This is a genomic window from Massilia sp. BGA-UO-ETr-WB1, assembly GCF_059567845.1.
In genome coordinates this window covers 811,961-827,196 of the sequence record NZ_JCAQOT010000024.1, presented here as the reverse complement: position 1 = coordinate 827,196, position 15,236 = coordinate 811,961, and the positions used below count along the sequence as shown (strand labels likewise).

Below are 15,236 nucleotides of genomic sequence, written 5' to 3'. Positions count from 1 at the left end.
AATCGATTATGCAGACCCCGAACTTGATGGCGCAGGCGGCCGACAGCCTGCGCGCGCTGGCACTCGACGAACAGGCAAAGGAACGCTTCAGCAACGATCCCGAACTGCGGCCGTACATGCAGCGCGTGGCCGCGCGCTACGTGGCGGGGCAGACCGTGGCGGATGTGGTGCGGCATCTGCACGCCGTAACCGCGCGCGGGCACGCCGGATCGGCGGAGTATGTGGGCGAAAGCTGCCGCGACGAGGCCAAGGCGAACGCCGACACGGCGGTCTTCCTGGAACTGGCGGCCGCGCTCGCGCATGAAAACCTGCAGTGCTCGGTCTCGCTGGACTTGTCCCATGTCGGCTTGCTGGTGGACCCGGAACTGGGCTACCGCAACGCCAGGCGCATCGCCAGCGCCGCCGCCAGCGCCGGCCGCGAGGTGATGATTTCCATGGAAGGCGCGGAGCGGGCCGGCCTGATCTACGCCACCTACCTGCGGCTGCATGCCGAGGCCGGGTTGGACAACGTGGGCATCACGCTGCCGGCCAAGCTGCACCGCAGCGCCCAGGACTTGCCGCGGCTGCTGGAAGTGCCGGGCCGCATCCGCCTGGTCAAGGGCGCATTCCTCGAGCCGTCCGCGATTGCCTGGGACCGCAGCAGCCCGGAACTGGCCGCCGCCTACCGCCGGTTTGCGCACACCCTGCTCGCCGGCCGCCACAAATGCTCGCTCGCCACGCACGATGTGCAACTGCAGAACGACCTGGCCGGCTTCATCCTGCAGCAGGAACTGTCGCCGCAGCAATCGGAGTTCGAGACGCTGTTCGGACTGGGGGCGGATGGCCTGGACGCGCTGCGCCGGCGCGGTTTTCAAACGCGCGAGTACGCGATCTTCGGCCAGGAGTATTTTCTCTACGTGCTGAACCGGATTGCGGAGGAGCCGGCCCGGGTGTTCCAGGCGGTGGTGGATCTTATCGGCCCCGGTATTGCCCCGGCGTTGCAGCGACGAGCTGCTTGAAGGCGCGCTGGAAATGGGACTGGTCCGCGAAACCGCTTTCGATGGCGGCGTCGGCAATCGCGGCGCCGCGCTTGAGCCGCGCCTGGCCGTACTGCACGCGCCGATTGATCAGATAGGCGTGCGGCGTCATGCCGAACTGGCCTTTGAAGGCGCGGATCAGGTAGGCCGGTGACAGGCTGGCGGCGGCGCAGATGTCGTCCAGGCTCAGCAGGCGCGTGCAGTTGTCGCTGATGAATTCGGCTGCGCGCAGCAGCTTGCCGTTGGCGTCGGCCATGGGAGCGGGCGCCGGATCCAGCGCCTGCTGCATGTCCATGAAGAAGCCGAGGGCCGCGCCCTGCTTCTGCAAGCCGTCGGCATGTGCGCTGGTCAAGGTGTCGTAGAGCCGGTTCAAGCCCGCGAACAGCGAGGTGTTCGAGGTGGTGGAGAAGGCCCTGAAATCCGCGTTGCGGCTGAAGCCGAGTTCGTGCTGCAGCGCCGTCAGCCAGGCCACGTCCACGTAGAGCATGCGGTACGACCAGGGCTGGCCGGCGGCGGGATTGCAGGCGTGCGCGTCTTCCGGGTTGATCACCACCACGCTGCCCGCTCCCACGGTTTCCTTGCTGCGCCGGTTCCAGTAGGTGCTCATGCCGCCGGTGACCGCGCCGATGGAGAACGTGGCGTGCGTATGCCGCGCGTAGCCGACATCGCGGCCGCCGCGTAGGGAGCGGGCCTCGATGAAGGGCAGCGCGGCGTCGCGCCAGAACACGGGCTGCCCGGCTGGCTTGGCGGACATGGCGGGCATGGCCGGGCCGCTAACGCGCCAGCGCGCTCAGCACCGCCAGGCTCATGGCCTGCGCCGCCGTCTTGATGGAAGGCTCGGGCACCGGCGCGTAGAACGGCGAGTGGTTGAAGGCGAGCGGCTTGCCGCCGGCGGTTTCAGCCTCGGCCACGGCCTTGGCGGGATAGACGCCGGTAAAGAAGAACATGCCGGGGATGCCCTGGTTGACGTACTCGGAGAAGTCTTCGCTGGCCGTCATCGGCGCGATCAGGCCGACGTTGGCGGCCCCCAGCGCGTCCTTCAGCACGGCTTCCGTCTTGCGCACCAGCGCTTCATTGTTGATGATGGCCTGGCCGCCGGACTTGAGTTCCACGTCCGGCGCCGGGGCGCCCGCCATGGCCGCCGACGCGTTGGCCACGCGCCGCACGCCTTCCAGCAGCTTGGCGCGCACGGCCGGGCTGTAGGAGCGGATGGTGCCGCGCACCAGCACGCTGTCCGGAATGATGTTGCCCACGGTGCCGCCCTGGATGGCGCCGATGGTGACCACGCCGAATTCCTTGGGGTCTTTCTCGCGGCTGACCACGGTCTGCACGTCCACCACGAAGCGCGCGGCGATGGCGATCGGGTCCAGCGCCTTGTCCGGCGCCGAGCCGTGGCCGCCACGGCCCTTGAACACGATCTCGATGGAATCGGAATTGGACGACACCGGCCCGACGTTGTAGCCGACCGTGCCATGCGCGGTGGGCCAGGAATGCAGGGCGAACGCCACGTCCGGCTTGGGGAAGCGCTTGAACAGGCCGTCCGCCAGCATGGCCCTGGCGCCGGACACGGTTTCTTCGGCAGGCTGCGCAATGAACATCAGGCTACCCTGCCATTGCGCCTTCAGTTCCACCAGGGTACGCGCGGCGCCCAGCCAGCTGGCCATGTGGATGTCGTGGCCGCAGCTATGCATCACGAAGGTTTCGGCGCCGCCGGACTGGGTGCGGGCCTTGCTGGCGTAGGGCAAGCCGGTCTTTTCCTCCATCGGCAAAGCGTCCAGCTCGGTGCGCACCATCACGGTGGGGCCGGGGCCGTTCCTGTACATCGCCACCAGCCCGGTCTTGCCGACGCCTTCGGTCACTTCGAAGCCGAGCGCGCGCATCCCGGCGGCCAGCTTGGCGGCGGTGCGCACTTCCTGGAAGGCGATCTCGGGATGGGCGTGCAAATCCTTGTAGACCGTTTCCAGCTGCGGATACATGGCGTTGATGCGGCTGGCGACCTGCGCCTTGAGCGGCGCGCCGTCCTGCGCCGTAGCCAGCGCCGCCGCCAGCGCCAGGGGAATGCATGCGAGGGTATTTTTCATCCCCCTATATTCGCATGTTAATTGCCTGCCAGGCGCCAGCGGTCGCCCGATTTTTTCAGGTAGTGGTCAAACACGTAGCGCCACGGCACGGCCAGCGGCACCACGATCACCACCAGGCAGGCGATGGTGTTTTCCAGCACGGCCTGGCTCATATTGCCGGACTTCCAGGCGGGCAGCGCGACCAGCGACAACCACAGCACTTTCCAGATCAGCTCCCACAGCAGCACCGGCAGCATTTGCAGCGGGTAGCGCAGGCCCAGCGCGCACAGCAGCGAGAAGGCGGCCAGCATGCACACCACCACGCCTTCCATCAGCTCCCACGGCTTGCTGTGGTGCAGGATGCCCGGCCAGACAAGCAGGGCCAGTCCAACCACGATCAACAGATACACCGCGCGCAACGCATACAGCCGGAACAAAGAGACTTCTTTCATAGACCGCTCCTGGTTAAGGTTTGCTTGATATTGATTTGACATGTCAATAATATCTGACAGGTGTCAGAAGTCAAGCACGATCGATGTTCGGCCGATGCGCGCTCAGGGCAGCTCGTAATCCAGTTCGTACCGGTGCTTGCGGTCGACCTGCTTCAGCGACATGCGGCCGCTGATGCCGGCCAGTTCGCCGGTGCCGGAGTCGGGCACGATGGTCACCGCCAGCTGGCTGTCGCCGCCGCGCATGGTGCCGGCGTGCTGGACGACGAAGCTGCCGGCCCTGCCCTTCAGCGTGCCGGAGATGCGCTCGATGGCGACGTAGGCGGCGGAGCCCTTGGTGTCGGTCATGGCGGTCAGCATCTCGCCCTTGCCGCTGGCCTGCAGCTCGCCGGAATATTGTTTTTCAAGTAACATGCGGCCGGTGGCCGTGCGGCCTTCGTGCTGCGGCGTGGCGGCCGGGGACATCTTGATCTCGAACGTGCCTTCAACATGTTCCGCGCGGGCGGACAGGCAGGCGCAGGCGGCAAGGATGGCTAGGGCTGGTTTCATGGCGCTCTTTCTTTGAAGATGGAGCTTCACTGTAATGGCGGGATGGGAGAAAAGATTGGAAAAAACCGACAGCGGCAAGCAGATGCCCAAGGGGGTGGTCGATCCGGCGGGCGCGGCGCGCCGCATCCGGCTGGCCACCTATCCGCCCTCGGCGGCGCTGCAGCCTTTTGTCGATTACCACTGGGTGGTGCAGTGGGACCTGGACGGACGGCCGCCGGAAACGCAGCGCGTGCTGCCGTATCCGAACGCCCACCTGGTGTTCGACCGGGGCCGCACCGCCATCCACGGCGTGGTGCGCGGCGCGTTCGAGCGCAAGGTGGAGGGCGCGGGCAAGGTGCTGGGCGTGCGCTTCAAGCCGGGCGGGCTGCGGCCCTTCCTGCCGCATCCGCTGTCGCGCCTGGCGGACCGCACCATGCCGGTGGACGGGGTGCTGGGCGTCGCGGGCGAGGAAGCGGAGCTGCGCGTGCTTGGCGAGGAGCCGGGGCGCGGCAACAGCAGCGGTGGCGGCAATGGTGCCGGCGCGGGCGGCGACTGCCGTAGCGATGCGGACATGGTGGCGGCCGCCGAAGCCATGCTGGCCGCAGCGCTGCCGCCGGTGGACGAGCGCGCGCTGCTGGTGCAGCGGGCGGTGGAAGCTGCCGCCGCCGAAAGCGGCCCGGTCAGCGTGGCGGCCTTGTCGGCCCTGCTCGGCATCGAGGAGCGCACGCTGCAGCGGCTGTTCAGCAACTACGTGGGCGTGTCGCCGAAGTGGGTGATCCAGCGCTTCCGCCTGCAGGAGGCCACCTGGCAGCTGGGCCGCGCGGCGGCGCCGGACCTGGCGGCGCTGGCGGCGCGGCTGGGCTTTTTCGACCAGGCGCACTTCACGCGCAGCTTCACGCAGCTGGTGGGCAAACCGCCGCTGGAATACTGGAAGTCCCAGCAAGCCGGGTAAGCTCCAGCGGCGCGGAAAACAGGATCACCGCGCCGCCGCTGATGGATACCTGCTGCGGCGCGCCCTGCTCTATCGTCACTTCCACCTGCACCACGCCGTCGCGGCGCAGGGCGCGGCCCTGGTGGCCGTCGAAGCGCAGCAGCTTGCCGTCGTGCGCCATCAGGCCATGCCGCACCAGGTAGGCGCCGAGCGGTCCGTTGGCGTTGCCGGTGACAGGGTCTTCCGGGATGCCGATGGCGGGCGCGAACATGCGGCCGTCGGTGGCGCTGCCGCAGGCGCGCAGCTGGAAGGGGAACCAGCCGTTGCAGCCGATTTCGGCGCTGAGCGCGGCCAGCGCGGCGTGGTCCGGCGCAATGGCGTCCAGCGCCACGCCGGGACGCAGCGGCAGCATCACTTTCGAGTGGCCGGTGGAGACGATCTGCAGCGGCAGTGCCGGCTCGAAAGCGCCGGCGTCCAGCCCCAGCGCGCAAGCGGCGGCGCGGCGCAGGGCGGCAGGCAATGGCTCGCCGAAGGACAGCGGCCCTTGCCGCATGACGATGCGGTAGTCGCCGTCCGGCTGCCGCTCGACGCGGATGCGCTGCACGCCGGCGCCGGTCTTCTGCTTCAGCTCCACGGTGTCCAGCTTCAGCGCCACGGCGCGCGCGTAGTGCGCGGCGATGGTGGCGTGGCCGCAGATGGGCACCTCGGTGGTGGGCGTGAAATAGCGGATATGGACGTCGTGCGCTGCATCCTGCGGCTGCAGCACGAAGGCGGTTTCGGAGTGCTTCAGCTCGCGCGCCAGGTCTTGCATCCGGCATGCGCTGAGGCCGTCCGCGCCCAGCACCACGCCGGCGGGGTTGCCACGGAACGGGGTGGTGGTGAAAGCGTCGATGTGAAACAGCTGGGTGGGCAGGTGTGGAGTCATGGCGCATAGTTTAGCTATGGCGATGGCTGGCGATAATAGCTGTAAAATCAGCTTAATCATTCCTCTGGAGGCCGAATGCCGCCGCTGCACCTGCTCCGTGCCTTTACCTGCGTGGTGGACCACCACAGTTTTGCGCGCGCGGCGCAGGAATTGCGCATGACGCCCTCTTCCGTCAGCCGCCTGGTGAAAGCGCTGGAGCAGGAATTGGGCACGCAATTGCTGAACCGCAGCACGCGCGCCATGTCGCTGACGGCCGCCGGCCAGGCGCTGCACGCCGAATGCGGCAGCGCTTTCGCGCAGCTGCGCGGCGCCTACGAGGCGGCGGGCCGGCAGTCCGCGCAGCACGGACAGCCGCGCGGCCTGCTGCGCCTCAGCGTGCCGGTCTCGTTCGGGCGCACCCATGTGCTGCCGCACCTGGCCGATTTCCTGCGCTTGCATCCCGGCATCGAACTCGACCTGCTGATGACGGACCGCTACGTGGACCTGGTGGCCGAAGGCGTGACGCTGGCCATCCGCATCGGCCGCCTGGACGATTCCTCGCTGGTGGCGCGCAAGCTGATGGACAACCGCCGCCTGCTGGTGGCGGCGCCAGGCTACCTGGAGCGGCATGGCGCGCCGGCCGCCGTGGCCGAGCTGGCGCAGCATGCATGCCTGAACCTGGCCGTGAACCGCGACGCCGAGCTGTGGCGCCTGGCAGGACCGGACGGCGAACGCAGCCTGCGCCCGCAGGGCCGCATCCGCGCCGACAACGGCGACGCCATCCGCCAGTTCGCCATCGACGGCCTGGGCATCGCGTTTTTATCCAGCGCAACGGTGGCGGCGGCGCTGCGCAGCGGCGAGCTGGTGCAGGTGCTGCCGCAATGGAGCGGCCGCCCGACCGGGGTCTATGGTGTATGTCCGCAACGCCCGGCGCCGCCGTCCGCCCGGGCCGCCATGGATTTCCTGGCCGACCGCTGGCCGGAAGCTCCCGCCGCCCATGCTTCTCGTATACACTTGGAAGTGGATACATTTACATAACCACAACTTTTGCGTTGCAAGCCTGTAGGGGGAGCCGACTTGGATGAGTTGACGGTTACGATGGACCAGCTGCGCGTCGGGCTGTATGTCGAGCTGGACCTGAAATGGTTCGAGCATCCGTTCGCGTTCAGCCATTTCAAGATCAAGTCCGAGGACCAGATCAGCACGTTGCGCAGCCTGGGCCTGCGTTCGGTGCGCTACAAGCCTGAGCTGAGCGACGTGGCGCCGCCGGCCGATCCGCAGGCACTGGATGCCGCCGCCCTGGCCACAGCCGGGGACGCGGCCAGCGCGGCGGCGTCGGCGGCTGCGGCGGCCGCCGCGGCATCGCCCGCGCTGCAAGCCAAGCGCGCCATGCTGGAACGCATGCAGCTGCGCCGCGCGGATGCCGAGCGCGTGGAGCGCGCCTTCACCAATACCGCGCGCGCCATCCGCGAAATCGAAAAGAACCTGTTCTCGCGGCCCGAGGAATCGGCGAGCCGGGCCACGGCGCTGGTGACGCAAATCACCGACGCCATCCTGTGCGCGCCGGAACTGGCGATCCATGTGATGGGCGATACGGCCGGCAACGAGGAACTGTATTTCCATTCGCTGAACGTGACCATGCTGGCGATGATGATCGCGCGCGAAGTGAACCTGCCGCCCGAGGTGGCCAATCTGCTGGGCCTGGGCGCGCTGCTGCACGATATCGGCCGCAAGAACATTCCGGACAAGATCCTCACCAAGCCCGAGCCCTACACCACGGCCGAGCAGAACCTGTACGAGATGCACGCGCAGTACGGCGCGGAAATGGCGCAGCGCCTGCACTGCATGCCGGCGGTGGCGGCCGTGATCCACGACCACCACGAACTGTTCGACGGCAGCGGCTATCCGCGCAAGCTGAAGGGGGAAGGCATCGGCGTGCTGGCGCGCATCGTCGCCATCGCCAATTATTACGACGAGCTGTGCAACCCGCTCAACTTGGCGCACGCGCTCACGCCGCACGAGGCGCTGTCGATGATGTTCGCCAAGCACCGCGCCAAGTTCGACCCGCGCCTGCTGCAGATGTTCATCCGCTGCCTGGGCGTGTATCCGCCGGGCACCGTGGTGCAGCTGTCGAACGGCATGACGGGCATGGTGGCCACCGTGAACACGGCGCGGCCGATGAAGCCGATGGTGGTGGTGTACGACAAGGACGTGCCGCGCCTGGAAGCCATCATGGTGGACCTGGACCTGGAGGCGGACCTGAACATCGTCAAGGCGCTGCGGCCCAGCCAGGTGCCGCTGGAAGTGTATGTCTATCTCAGCCCGCGCAAGCGGATCAGCTACTACTTCGACGCCACCAAGCCGGCGCCGCAGGCCGCCGCCGCCTAGCGGGCGGGGCTACGCGGGGTTGATGGCGCAGCTACGCCGTGTGCAGCTGGGTGGTGGCCAGCGGAAACTTGCCTTCGCACACCAGCGGAATGATTTTCAGGCTTTTCTCGATGGCTTCGTCGATCAGCAGCTGCTCGTCACGGCGCGGACGGTGCAGCACGAAGTCGGCCACCGCCTGCTGCAGGCTGAGGGTGCGCGGATGGCCGATGCCGATGCGCAGGCGCCAGTAGTCCTGCGTGCCGAGCGCGGCGGTAATGTCCTTCAGGCCGTTGTGGCCGCCCGAGGATCCGCCCTTTTTCAGCTTGGCTACGCCGGGCATCATGTCCAGTTCGTCGTGCACCACCAGCACCTCATCCGGGTTGATCTTGTAGAAACGCGCCAGGCCGCCCACCGACTGGCCGGAACGGTTCATATAGGTCTGCGGTTCGAGCAGCCACAGCTCGTTGCCGGCGACGGCGGTCTTGGCCATCAGCGCGTTGAAGCGGGTTTCGCGCTGCAGGCGCGCGCCCAGGCTGCTGGCCAGGTTGTCGACCAGCCAGAAGCCGGCGTTGTGGCGGGTTTGTTCGTAGTCGGGGCCGGGGTTGCCGAGGCCGACGATCAGGCGGATGGACATGGTTTCTTCCAGATATAAAAAAACCCCGCGAGCGGGGTTTTTTATTTTACTTCAAGAGAAGTAAAAGATTACTTCTTGCCTTTGGCTGGCTTGGCATCGGCTGCTGGAGCAGCTGCTGCGGTCGCTTCAGCGGACACGTGGCCGGCTGGTACCGAAGCGGTGGCGACGGTCAGTTTCTTGCCGTGGGTGATAGCGGTCACGCCTTTTGGCAGAGCCAGGTCCGACACGTGGATCGAGTGGCCCACGTCGATGTTGGCCAGGTCAACGTTCACGAATTCCGGCAGCTCGCCTGCAACGCAGGAAACGTCCAGCTCGGACATCACGTGGCTGATCGTTGCGCCGTGCAGTTTGACTGCTGGCGATACGTCGGCGTTGATGAAGTGCAGTGCCACTTTCTTGTGCAGCTTGGTGTTTGCGTCAACGCGCTGGAAGTCAGCGTGCAGTACCAGTTGCTTGTAAGCGTGCATCTGGAAGTCGCGCAGCAGAACTTGCTGGGTCTTGCCGTCGATTTCCAGGTCCAGGATGGACGAGTGGAACACTTCTTTTTTCAGCGCGTGGTACAGCGCGTTGTGGTCCAGGGCGATGTTCAGCGGGCCTTCAGCGCCGCCGTACACGATGCCTGGGGTTTGGCCGGAAATACGCAGGCGGCGGCTCGCACCCGTGCCCTGCAGTTCGCGTTTGAATGCAACTACTTTCATTTGAGACTCCAATAATAAACAAGGCTCGCGCCCTGTTGTGAAGGAGCGCCCCGCGACCAGGGCGCTCCGGAAAAACAGCGGCGCAACCGGTCAAAAACCGGTCGCGCCGCCGCTAAAAACTAGTTGTTTACCGAGCTTAGTCGATGAACAGGGAGATCACGGAATCGCCCTTGATGATGCGTTTGAACGTTTCGGCCAGCAGCGGCGCACAGGTCAGCTGGCGGATCTTGCCGCAGGCTTTGGCAGCATCGGACAGCGGGATCGTGTCGGTGACCACCAGTTCGTCCAGCGAGGAACCGGAGATGCGGTCGATCGCAGGGCCGGACAGCACGGCGTGGGTGCAATACGCCACCACTTTCTTGGCGCCGCGCTCTTTCAGCACTTCGGCAGCTTTCACCAGGGTGCCGGCGGTGTCCACCATGTCGTCCATGATGACGCAGTTGCGGCCTTCGACTTCACCGATGATGTTCATCACTTCGGAGACGTTGGCTTTCGGACGGCGCTTGTCGATGATGGCCAGGTCGCAGCCCAGGCGTTTCGCCAGGGCGCGGGCGCGGACCACGCCGCCGACGTCGGGCGACACGACCAGCAGGTCTTCATTGTCCTTCTTCTGCAGGTCGCCCAGCAGGATAGGGGAAGCGTAGATGTTGTCGACTGGAATATCGAAGAAGCCCTGGATCTGGTCTGCGTGCAGATCCATGATCAGGACGCGCTCGACGCCGGCGCTTTCCAGCATGTTGGCCACGACTTTGGCCGAGATCGCGACACGCGCCGAGCGCGGGCGGCGGTCCTGGCGGGCGTAGCCGAAGTACGGGATGGCAGCAGTTATACGGCCTGCGGAGGCGCGTTTCAGCGCGTCCACCATCAGAATCAGTTCCATCAGGCTATCGTTGGTCGGTGCGCAGGTCGATTGCAGAACGAACACGTCTTTACCACGAACGTTTTCGTTGATTTCGACCATGACTTCGCCGTCCGAGAACTTCGAGACGACTGCTTTGCCGAGAGGAATGCCGAGGTTTTTTGCGACTCCTTCAGCCAGCGCAGGATTAGCGTTGCCGGTAAAAACCATCAGGTTTTCGTAAGCCATGGGGAGTCCCAGAGAAGTAAGCGTTGATATCTTGATTGATCGCCAGATAAACCACTTACCTGGCGCTGCGAGCTTCGATGCCGTGGGCACCTGTTTTTATCTTGACTGGACGCTGATGCATCGACAGACTCAAGAAAAATGAGTGGCAGGGGAACAAGGATTCGAACCTTGGTATGCTGGAATCAAAATCCAGTGCCTTAACCAGCTTGGCGATTCCCCTGCTGTAACTTGCTGCTTGTCGTTACGACGGCGATTATTATACTACCGAACTAACGAAAAGCAAAATCTTTTTTTGCTTCACAACATCTTGAAGATCGGGTGCCGCTTCAGCGCTTTGGCCTTCCAGGCAGTCCAGACGCCCTGCGCTCTTTCGAGTACCGCATCGGCCTGGCCTTCATCTGCAAAGGCACAAAACACACAAGCACCGGAACCAGTCATCCTGGCGTCTCCGTAAGCTGCCAGCCATTCTATCGCCTTTGCCACCGGCGGGTAAATACTGGACGCTACTTGTTGCAAATCATTCCTGCCAAACTGCTTCAAATCGTTTCGATTTTCGTAGTGGCTGGAAAAGTCCGCTATTATGATAGGCGGAGTGTTCCTTGTCAAATGCTCCGAGCAAAATATTTCCGCCGTGGGCACGGAAACGCCCGGTTCGATCACCACATACCAGCAGTCCGGCGCCGCCAGCGGCTGCAGCGCCTCGCCCACGCCTTCGGCAAACGCGGTCTGGCCGAAGATGAAGAACGGGATGTCCGCGCCCAGCGGCAGGCCCAGCGCCATCAGCTCGTCCCGCGTCAATCCCGCGTTCCACAGCTTGTTCAGCGCCATCAAGGTGGTGGCCGCGTCGGACGAACCGCCGCCCAGGCCGCCGCCCATGGGCAGCAATTTCTCCACCGTGATGTCGGCGCCGTGCAGCACGCCGCTGCGGCGCTGCGCTTCGGCCTGCAGCAGGCGCGCCGCGCGTATCACCAGGTCCTGCTGCTCGGGCACGCCGGGGATGTCGTTGCTGCGGCGCAGCTGGCCGTCATCGCGCACGGCGATGTGCAGCAGGTCGCCGCGGTCTATGATCTGGAAGGCGGTTTGCAGCAGGTGGTAGCCGTCGGCGCGGCGGCCGGTCACGTGCAGGAACAGGTTCAGCTTGGCCGGGGCCGGGAGGTTCTTCAGTTCGGTCATGTAGTCAGCTTGATTGGTCAGCTTGATTGGTCAGCTTAATTCTGCGCGTCCAATACGAGCCGGATCGACATATGGTCCAGCTTGCCGGTCGCGCCGCGCTCGGCGTCGATGCGCTTGGGACGGGGGGCGGCGCCCTTGCCGCCCGGCGCGGCCTCGTGCCACGAGACCCAGGTCACGCGCCAGCCGTCGGCGGTGCTCACGCTATTGGCGGCGCCTTCGGCGGCGGGGCTGGCCACGAAGGACTTGCCGTCAGCCGCAGTGGCGCGGCCCTGCAGCCAGTCGCGCAGGCCGGACACCGGCAGCGTCCAGCCCAGCGCCTGCGTGCTCAGCGCGTCGATGTCGGCGGCGCTGCGCGGCGCCTTGCCGTTCTCGGTCAGCGTGGCCTGCTGCGGCGTGACGCTGATGGTGGCCACGATGTTGTTCAAGGGCGGCGCCTGGATGGCGATGTCCGTGCAATCGGCGCCCTGCTGCCAGGTGAAGCGGCCGGTCATCGATTCGTCGCTGCCCTCCTTGCTGTAGGCAACACTCAGCCTGCCGGCCAGTTCCGTGTCGAAACGGCAAGACGGCGCGGGCCGGATGCTGGCGCAGCCGGCCAGCAGCGCGCCGCACGCGAGCAATGCAATTGCGTGCCGCATCACAAACTCGTATTCAAGCGCGCCAGCGTGCTTTTCAGCGCGTCGTTCTGCGGATCCTTGGCGCGCGCCTCGCGCCACAGCTTCTGCGCGCCGTCCTGGTCGCCCTGCGCCCACAGCACCTCGCCCAGGTGCACGGCGATCTCGGCATCGTTGCGCAGCGTGTAGGCCTGGCGCAGCAGCGTTTCGGCTTCCTTCAGGCGGCCCAGGCGGAACTGCACCCAGCCCATGCTGTCCATGATGAAGGGATCGTTGGGCGCCATCTGCATGGCCTTCTCCACCAGCGTGTAGGCTTCCTCCAGGCGCTGGTTGCGGTCCGCCAGCGAATAGCCCAGCGCGTTGTAGGCGTGGTGGTTGTCCGGCGCGATCTCCATCACCTTGCGCAAGCTGGTTTCCATCAACTCCACCTTGCCCAGCTTCTCGGCCGCCAGCGCGAAGTCGTACAGCAGGTCCGGGCTGTTCGGATAGCGCAGCACGCCGTCCTCCAGCACTTTATAGGACTCCAGCACCTGGCCGGCGTCGCGCAGCAGCTGGGCGTCGGTCTGCGCCACCTGCGCCAGTTCGGCCGGGTCCTCGCTCTTGATGTCGGCCAGCTGCTTGCGCGCGCCGGCCAGGTCGCCCATGCGCGCGGCAAGCTGGGCGCGCTTGAGCTTCACCGTCAGCAGCAAGCGCGGCTCGCCGCCGTCGATCTGTTCCAGCCACGACTGGGCGGCCGCGTAGTCGCCGCGCTCCTCGGCGATCTGCGACAGGATCAGCAGCGCCTTGGTGGGGTCGCGCTCGTCGCCGCCCTCCTTGTCCACCACTTCCACGAAGTGCTTGAAATAGCCTTCGGCGGCGGCCGTGTCGTTGCCCTGCATCGACATGATGCCCAGCGCGTACAGCGTGGCCGGATTGTCGGGCTGGCTTTTCAGCAGAAACTGGAATTGCTCGCGCGCCTGGTCGTACTGCTTCTGCTCGACCAGCATGCGGGCGTAGGCCGCGCGCACTTCGCGCGAATTCGGGTATTTGGCGAGGAAAGCGTTGACCAGCCTGGTCACCGCTGCCGCGTCCGGCGTCACCTGCGCCATGGTCAGCAGCGCCAGTTCGGAATCGGGCTTGATGCGCATGGCCAGCTGCGCCTCCTTGGCGGCGCGCTCGGGGTCGCTGTTGGCGTAGGCGCCCTGGGCCAGCACCAGGTGGGCTTCCAGCGTCTGGCCGTACGGCGCCAGCACCCGTTCCATCAGGGCGAAAGCGGCGGCCTTGTCCTTGGCGCGCAGCAGGAATTGCTGCATCTGGAACATGGCCAGGCCGCGCGAGTTGGCCGGTGCGGCCTTCAGGCGCTGCGCGAACACCTGCTCGGCTTCGCTCAGGTCGTCGCCCAGCACGGAAAAGCCGAGGAAATACTGCGCCGCCTCGTCGGACTCGGGCGCCAGCTCGCGCCACAGGCGGATCGCCGCCATCGCCTCGCCGCCCTGCTTGGCGGCCAGCGCCATCTCGGCCGAGCGCTGGGCCAGGCGCGGGTCGCGCGTCTGCTGGGCCAGCACCATCATGGTCACGTAGGCGCTCTGCCACTGGCCGCGCTTGAAATCCAGCTCGGCCTTGGTCAGCTTGTAGAACAGGTCGCTGGTCAGCTCGACGCTGGGCAGCGGCTCGGTGGCCTGCACGGCGGCTGCGGCGGCCACGGCCTGCAGGGCGGGCGTGTCGTGCGCTTCCGGCGCCGCAGCGGGACCTGAAGCGAGCTGATCGGGTGCGTCGGCCTGTTTTTGCGGCGCAACGGAGCAAGCGGAAAGCACTGCAGAGAGGGTTACAATGACGAGTGCGTTTTTCAAAGGATAGTCCTGACTGGTCGGAAACTAGCCCTGATTTTACGCCAAGCCACCGTCATCGTCCGTTTGCAGGTGTAACGAAAGTTATTTAAAGCTAATTTAAAGCGATCCATGCCAGAATTACCAGAAGTTGAAGTCACCCGGCGCGGGGTGGCGCCCCATATCGAAGGCCGCACCGTGCGCGGCGTGGTGCTGCGGCGCAGCGGCCTGCGCTGGCCGTTCCCGGCCGGCCTGGAGCAGGTGCTGGCGGGCCGCAAGGTGGCGGCCACCGGGCGGCGCGGCAAATACCTGCTGCTCGAGTTCGAGCACGGCACGCTGATCATCCACCTCGGCATGTCCGGCCACCTGCGCGTGCTGCCGCCGGACATGCCGTCGCAAAAGCATGATCATTTTGATCTCATCGTCGACGCCGCCGGCGGCAGCGGGCCGCAGGTGCTGCGCATGACCGATCCGCGCCGCTTCGGCGCCGTGCTGTGGCACGCCAGGGCCGACGGCGCGCTGGAAGAACACCTGCTGCTGCGCGGCCTGGGCGTGGAGCCGCTGGAGGGCGCCTTCACCGGCGAGCTGCTGCACCGCATGACGCGCACGCGCGGCGCCGCCGTCAAGCAGGTGCTGCTGGCCGGCGATATCGTGGTGGGCGTGGGCAATATCTACTGCTCGGAGAGCCTGTTCCGCGCCGGCATCAATCCGAAGACGCCGGCCCGCCGCATCAGCCTGGCGCGCTACCGGAAGCTGGCGCAGGCCATCCGCGACGTGCTGGCCGAGGCCATCGTCCAGGGCGGCAGCACCCTGCGCGACTTTATCAGCGTCAATGGCCAGTCCGGCTACTTCCAGCAGAGCTATTTCGTCTATGATCGTACCGGCATGCCCTGCCGCGTGTGCGGCACGCCGGTGCGCCAGGTCAAGCAGGGGCAGCGGTCGACCTTCTATTGTGTGCAGTGCCAGAAATAAG

16 protein-coding genes and 1 tRNA gene are annotated in these 15,236 nt (G+C 66.0%); 5 read left to right on the top strand and 12 right to left on the bottom strand.

Annotation, left to right across the window (positions count from 1 at the left end):
- The first annotated feature begins 8 nt into the window (after positions 1-8).
- The gene (locus tag AC56DV_RS16900; RefSeq protein WP_496315400.1) at positions 9-998 is read left to right on the top strand and encodes a proline dehydrogenase family protein; all 990 of its coding nucleotides are present in this window, start codon (positions 9-11) and stop codon (positions 996-998) included.
- On the opposite strand, the gene AC56DV_RS16895 is transcribed toward AC56DV_RS16900, so the two are convergent.
- From AC56DV_RS16895 to AC56DV_RS16880, 4 genes are all read right to left on the bottom strand, one after another.
- Positions 952-1,779, bottom strand: coding sequence for an AraC family transcriptional regulator (locus tag AC56DV_RS16895; protein WP_496315399.1), 828 nt, complete (start codon positions 1,777-1,779; stop codon positions 952-954). The two genes, AC56DV_RS16900 and AC56DV_RS16895, sit on opposite strands and share 47 nt — an antisense overlap.
- A gap of 10 nt (positions 1,780-1,789) precedes the next feature.
- Positions 1,790-3,097 carry an amidohydrolase gene (locus tag AC56DV_RS16890; protein WP_496315398.1) on the bottom strand — a complete coding sequence of 436 codons (1,308 nt, stop codon included), beginning with the start codon at positions 3,095-3,097 and terminating at the stop codon, positions 1,790-1,792.
- Between the two features lie 17 nt (positions 3,098-3,114).
- Positions 3,115-3,528: a hypothetical protein gene (locus AC56DV_RS16885; RefSeq protein WP_496315397.1), complete on the bottom strand. Its 414-nt coding sequence runs from the start codon at positions 3,526-3,528 to the stop codon at positions 3,115-3,117.
- Positions 3,529-3,630: 102 nt separating this feature from the next.
- Positions 3,631-4,074, bottom strand: coding sequence for a DUF3224 domain-containing protein (locus AC56DV_RS16880; protein WP_496315396.1), 444 nt, complete (start codon positions 4,072-4,074; stop codon positions 3,631-3,633).
- Between the two features lie 55 nt (positions 4,075-4,129).
- Here AC56DV_RS16880 and AC56DV_RS16875 point away from each other — a divergent pair, with 55 nt between their 5' ends.
- Positions 4,130-5,005 (top strand): AraC family transcriptional regulator, encoded by an 876-nt coding sequence (locus tag AC56DV_RS16875; protein WP_496315395.1) that lies wholly within the window; start codon positions 4,130-4,132, stop codon positions 5,003-5,005.
- On the opposite strand, the gene AC56DV_RS16870 is transcribed toward AC56DV_RS16875, so the two are convergent.
- Positions 4,947-5,909, bottom strand: coding sequence for a PhzF family isomerase (locus AC56DV_RS16870; protein ID WP_496315394.1), 963 nt, complete (start codon positions 5,907-5,909; stop codon positions 4,947-4,949). The two genes, AC56DV_RS16875 and AC56DV_RS16870, sit on opposite strands and share 59 nt — an antisense overlap.
- Positions 5,910-5,984: 75 nt before the next feature.
- Between AC56DV_RS16870 and AC56DV_RS16865 the strand changes: the two genes are divergently transcribed.
- Positions 5,985-6,926: a LysR family transcriptional regulator gene (locus AC56DV_RS16865; protein WP_496315393.1), complete on the top strand. Its 942-nt coding sequence runs from the start codon at positions 5,985-5,987 to the stop codon at positions 6,924-6,926.
- A 39-nt stretch (positions 6,927-6,965) separates the two neighbouring features.
- Positions 6,966-8,276 carry a cyclic di-GMP phosphodiesterase gene (locus AC56DV_RS16860; RefSeq protein WP_496315392.1) on the top strand — a complete coding sequence of 437 codons (1,311 nt, stop codon included), beginning with the start codon at positions 6,966-6,968 and terminating at the stop codon, positions 8,274-8,276.
- Positions 8,277-8,307: 31 nt separating this feature from the next.
- On the opposite strand, the gene pth is transcribed toward AC56DV_RS16860, so the two are convergent.
- The 7 genes from pth to AC56DV_RS16825 all read right to left on the bottom strand — a co-directional run bounded on the left by pth (position 8,308) and on the right by AC56DV_RS16825 (position 14,287).
- Positions 8,308-8,889 (bottom strand): aminoacyl-tRNA hydrolase, encoded by a 582-nt coding sequence (gene pth / locus AC56DV_RS16855; protein ID WP_496315391.1) that lies wholly within the window; start codon positions 8,887-8,889, stop codon positions 8,308-8,310.
- Positions 8,890-8,957: 68 nt separating this feature from the next.
- Positions 8,958-9,587, bottom strand: coding sequence for a 50S ribosomal protein L25/general stress protein Ctc (locus tag AC56DV_RS16850; protein WP_496315390.1), 630 nt, complete (start codon positions 9,585-9,587; stop codon positions 8,958-8,960).
- Positions 9,588-9,723: 136 nt separating this feature from the next.
- On the bottom strand, positions 9,724-10,674 hold the full coding sequence (locus AC56DV_RS16845) for a ribose-phosphate pyrophosphokinase (RefSeq protein ID WP_057158312.1): 951 nt from the start codon (positions 10,672-10,674) through the stop codon (positions 9,724-9,726).
- Between the two features lie 143 nt (positions 10,675-10,817).
- Positions 10,818-10,894, bottom strand: a tRNA-Gln gene (locus AC56DV_RS16840).
- 77 nt (positions 10,895-10,971) lie between these two features.
- Positions 10,972-11,847, bottom strand: a complete 876-nt coding sequence (ispE, locus tag AC56DV_RS16835; protein ID WP_496315389.1) for a 4-(cytidine 5'-diphospho)-2-C-methyl-D-erythritol kinase — start codon at positions 11,845-11,847, stop codon at positions 10,972-10,974.
- 35 nt (positions 11,848-11,882) lie between these two features.
- Positions 11,883-12,482: an outer membrane lipoprotein LolB gene (locus AC56DV_RS16830; protein WP_496315388.1), complete on the bottom strand. Its 600-nt coding sequence runs from the start codon at positions 12,480-12,482 to the stop codon at positions 11,883-11,885.
- A complete protein-coding gene (locus AC56DV_RS16825; RefSeq protein WP_496315387.1) occupies positions 12,482-14,287 on the bottom strand; it encodes a tetratricopeptide repeat protein in 1,806 nt (601 codons plus the stop codon). The genes AC56DV_RS16830 and AC56DV_RS16825 overlap by 1 nt, the downstream gene beginning before the upstream one ends.
- A 108-nt stretch (positions 14,288-14,395) precedes the next feature.
- Between AC56DV_RS16825 and mutM the strand changes: the two genes are divergently transcribed.
- Positions 14,396-15,235: a bifunctional DNA-formamidopyrimidine glycosylase/DNA-(apurinic or apyrimidinic site) lyase gene (mutM, locus tag AC56DV_RS16820; RefSeq protein ID WP_496315386.1), complete on the top strand. Its 840-nt coding sequence runs from the start codon at positions 14,396-14,398 to the stop codon at positions 15,233-15,235.
- The last annotated feature ends 1 nt before the right edge of the window (position 15,236 follow it).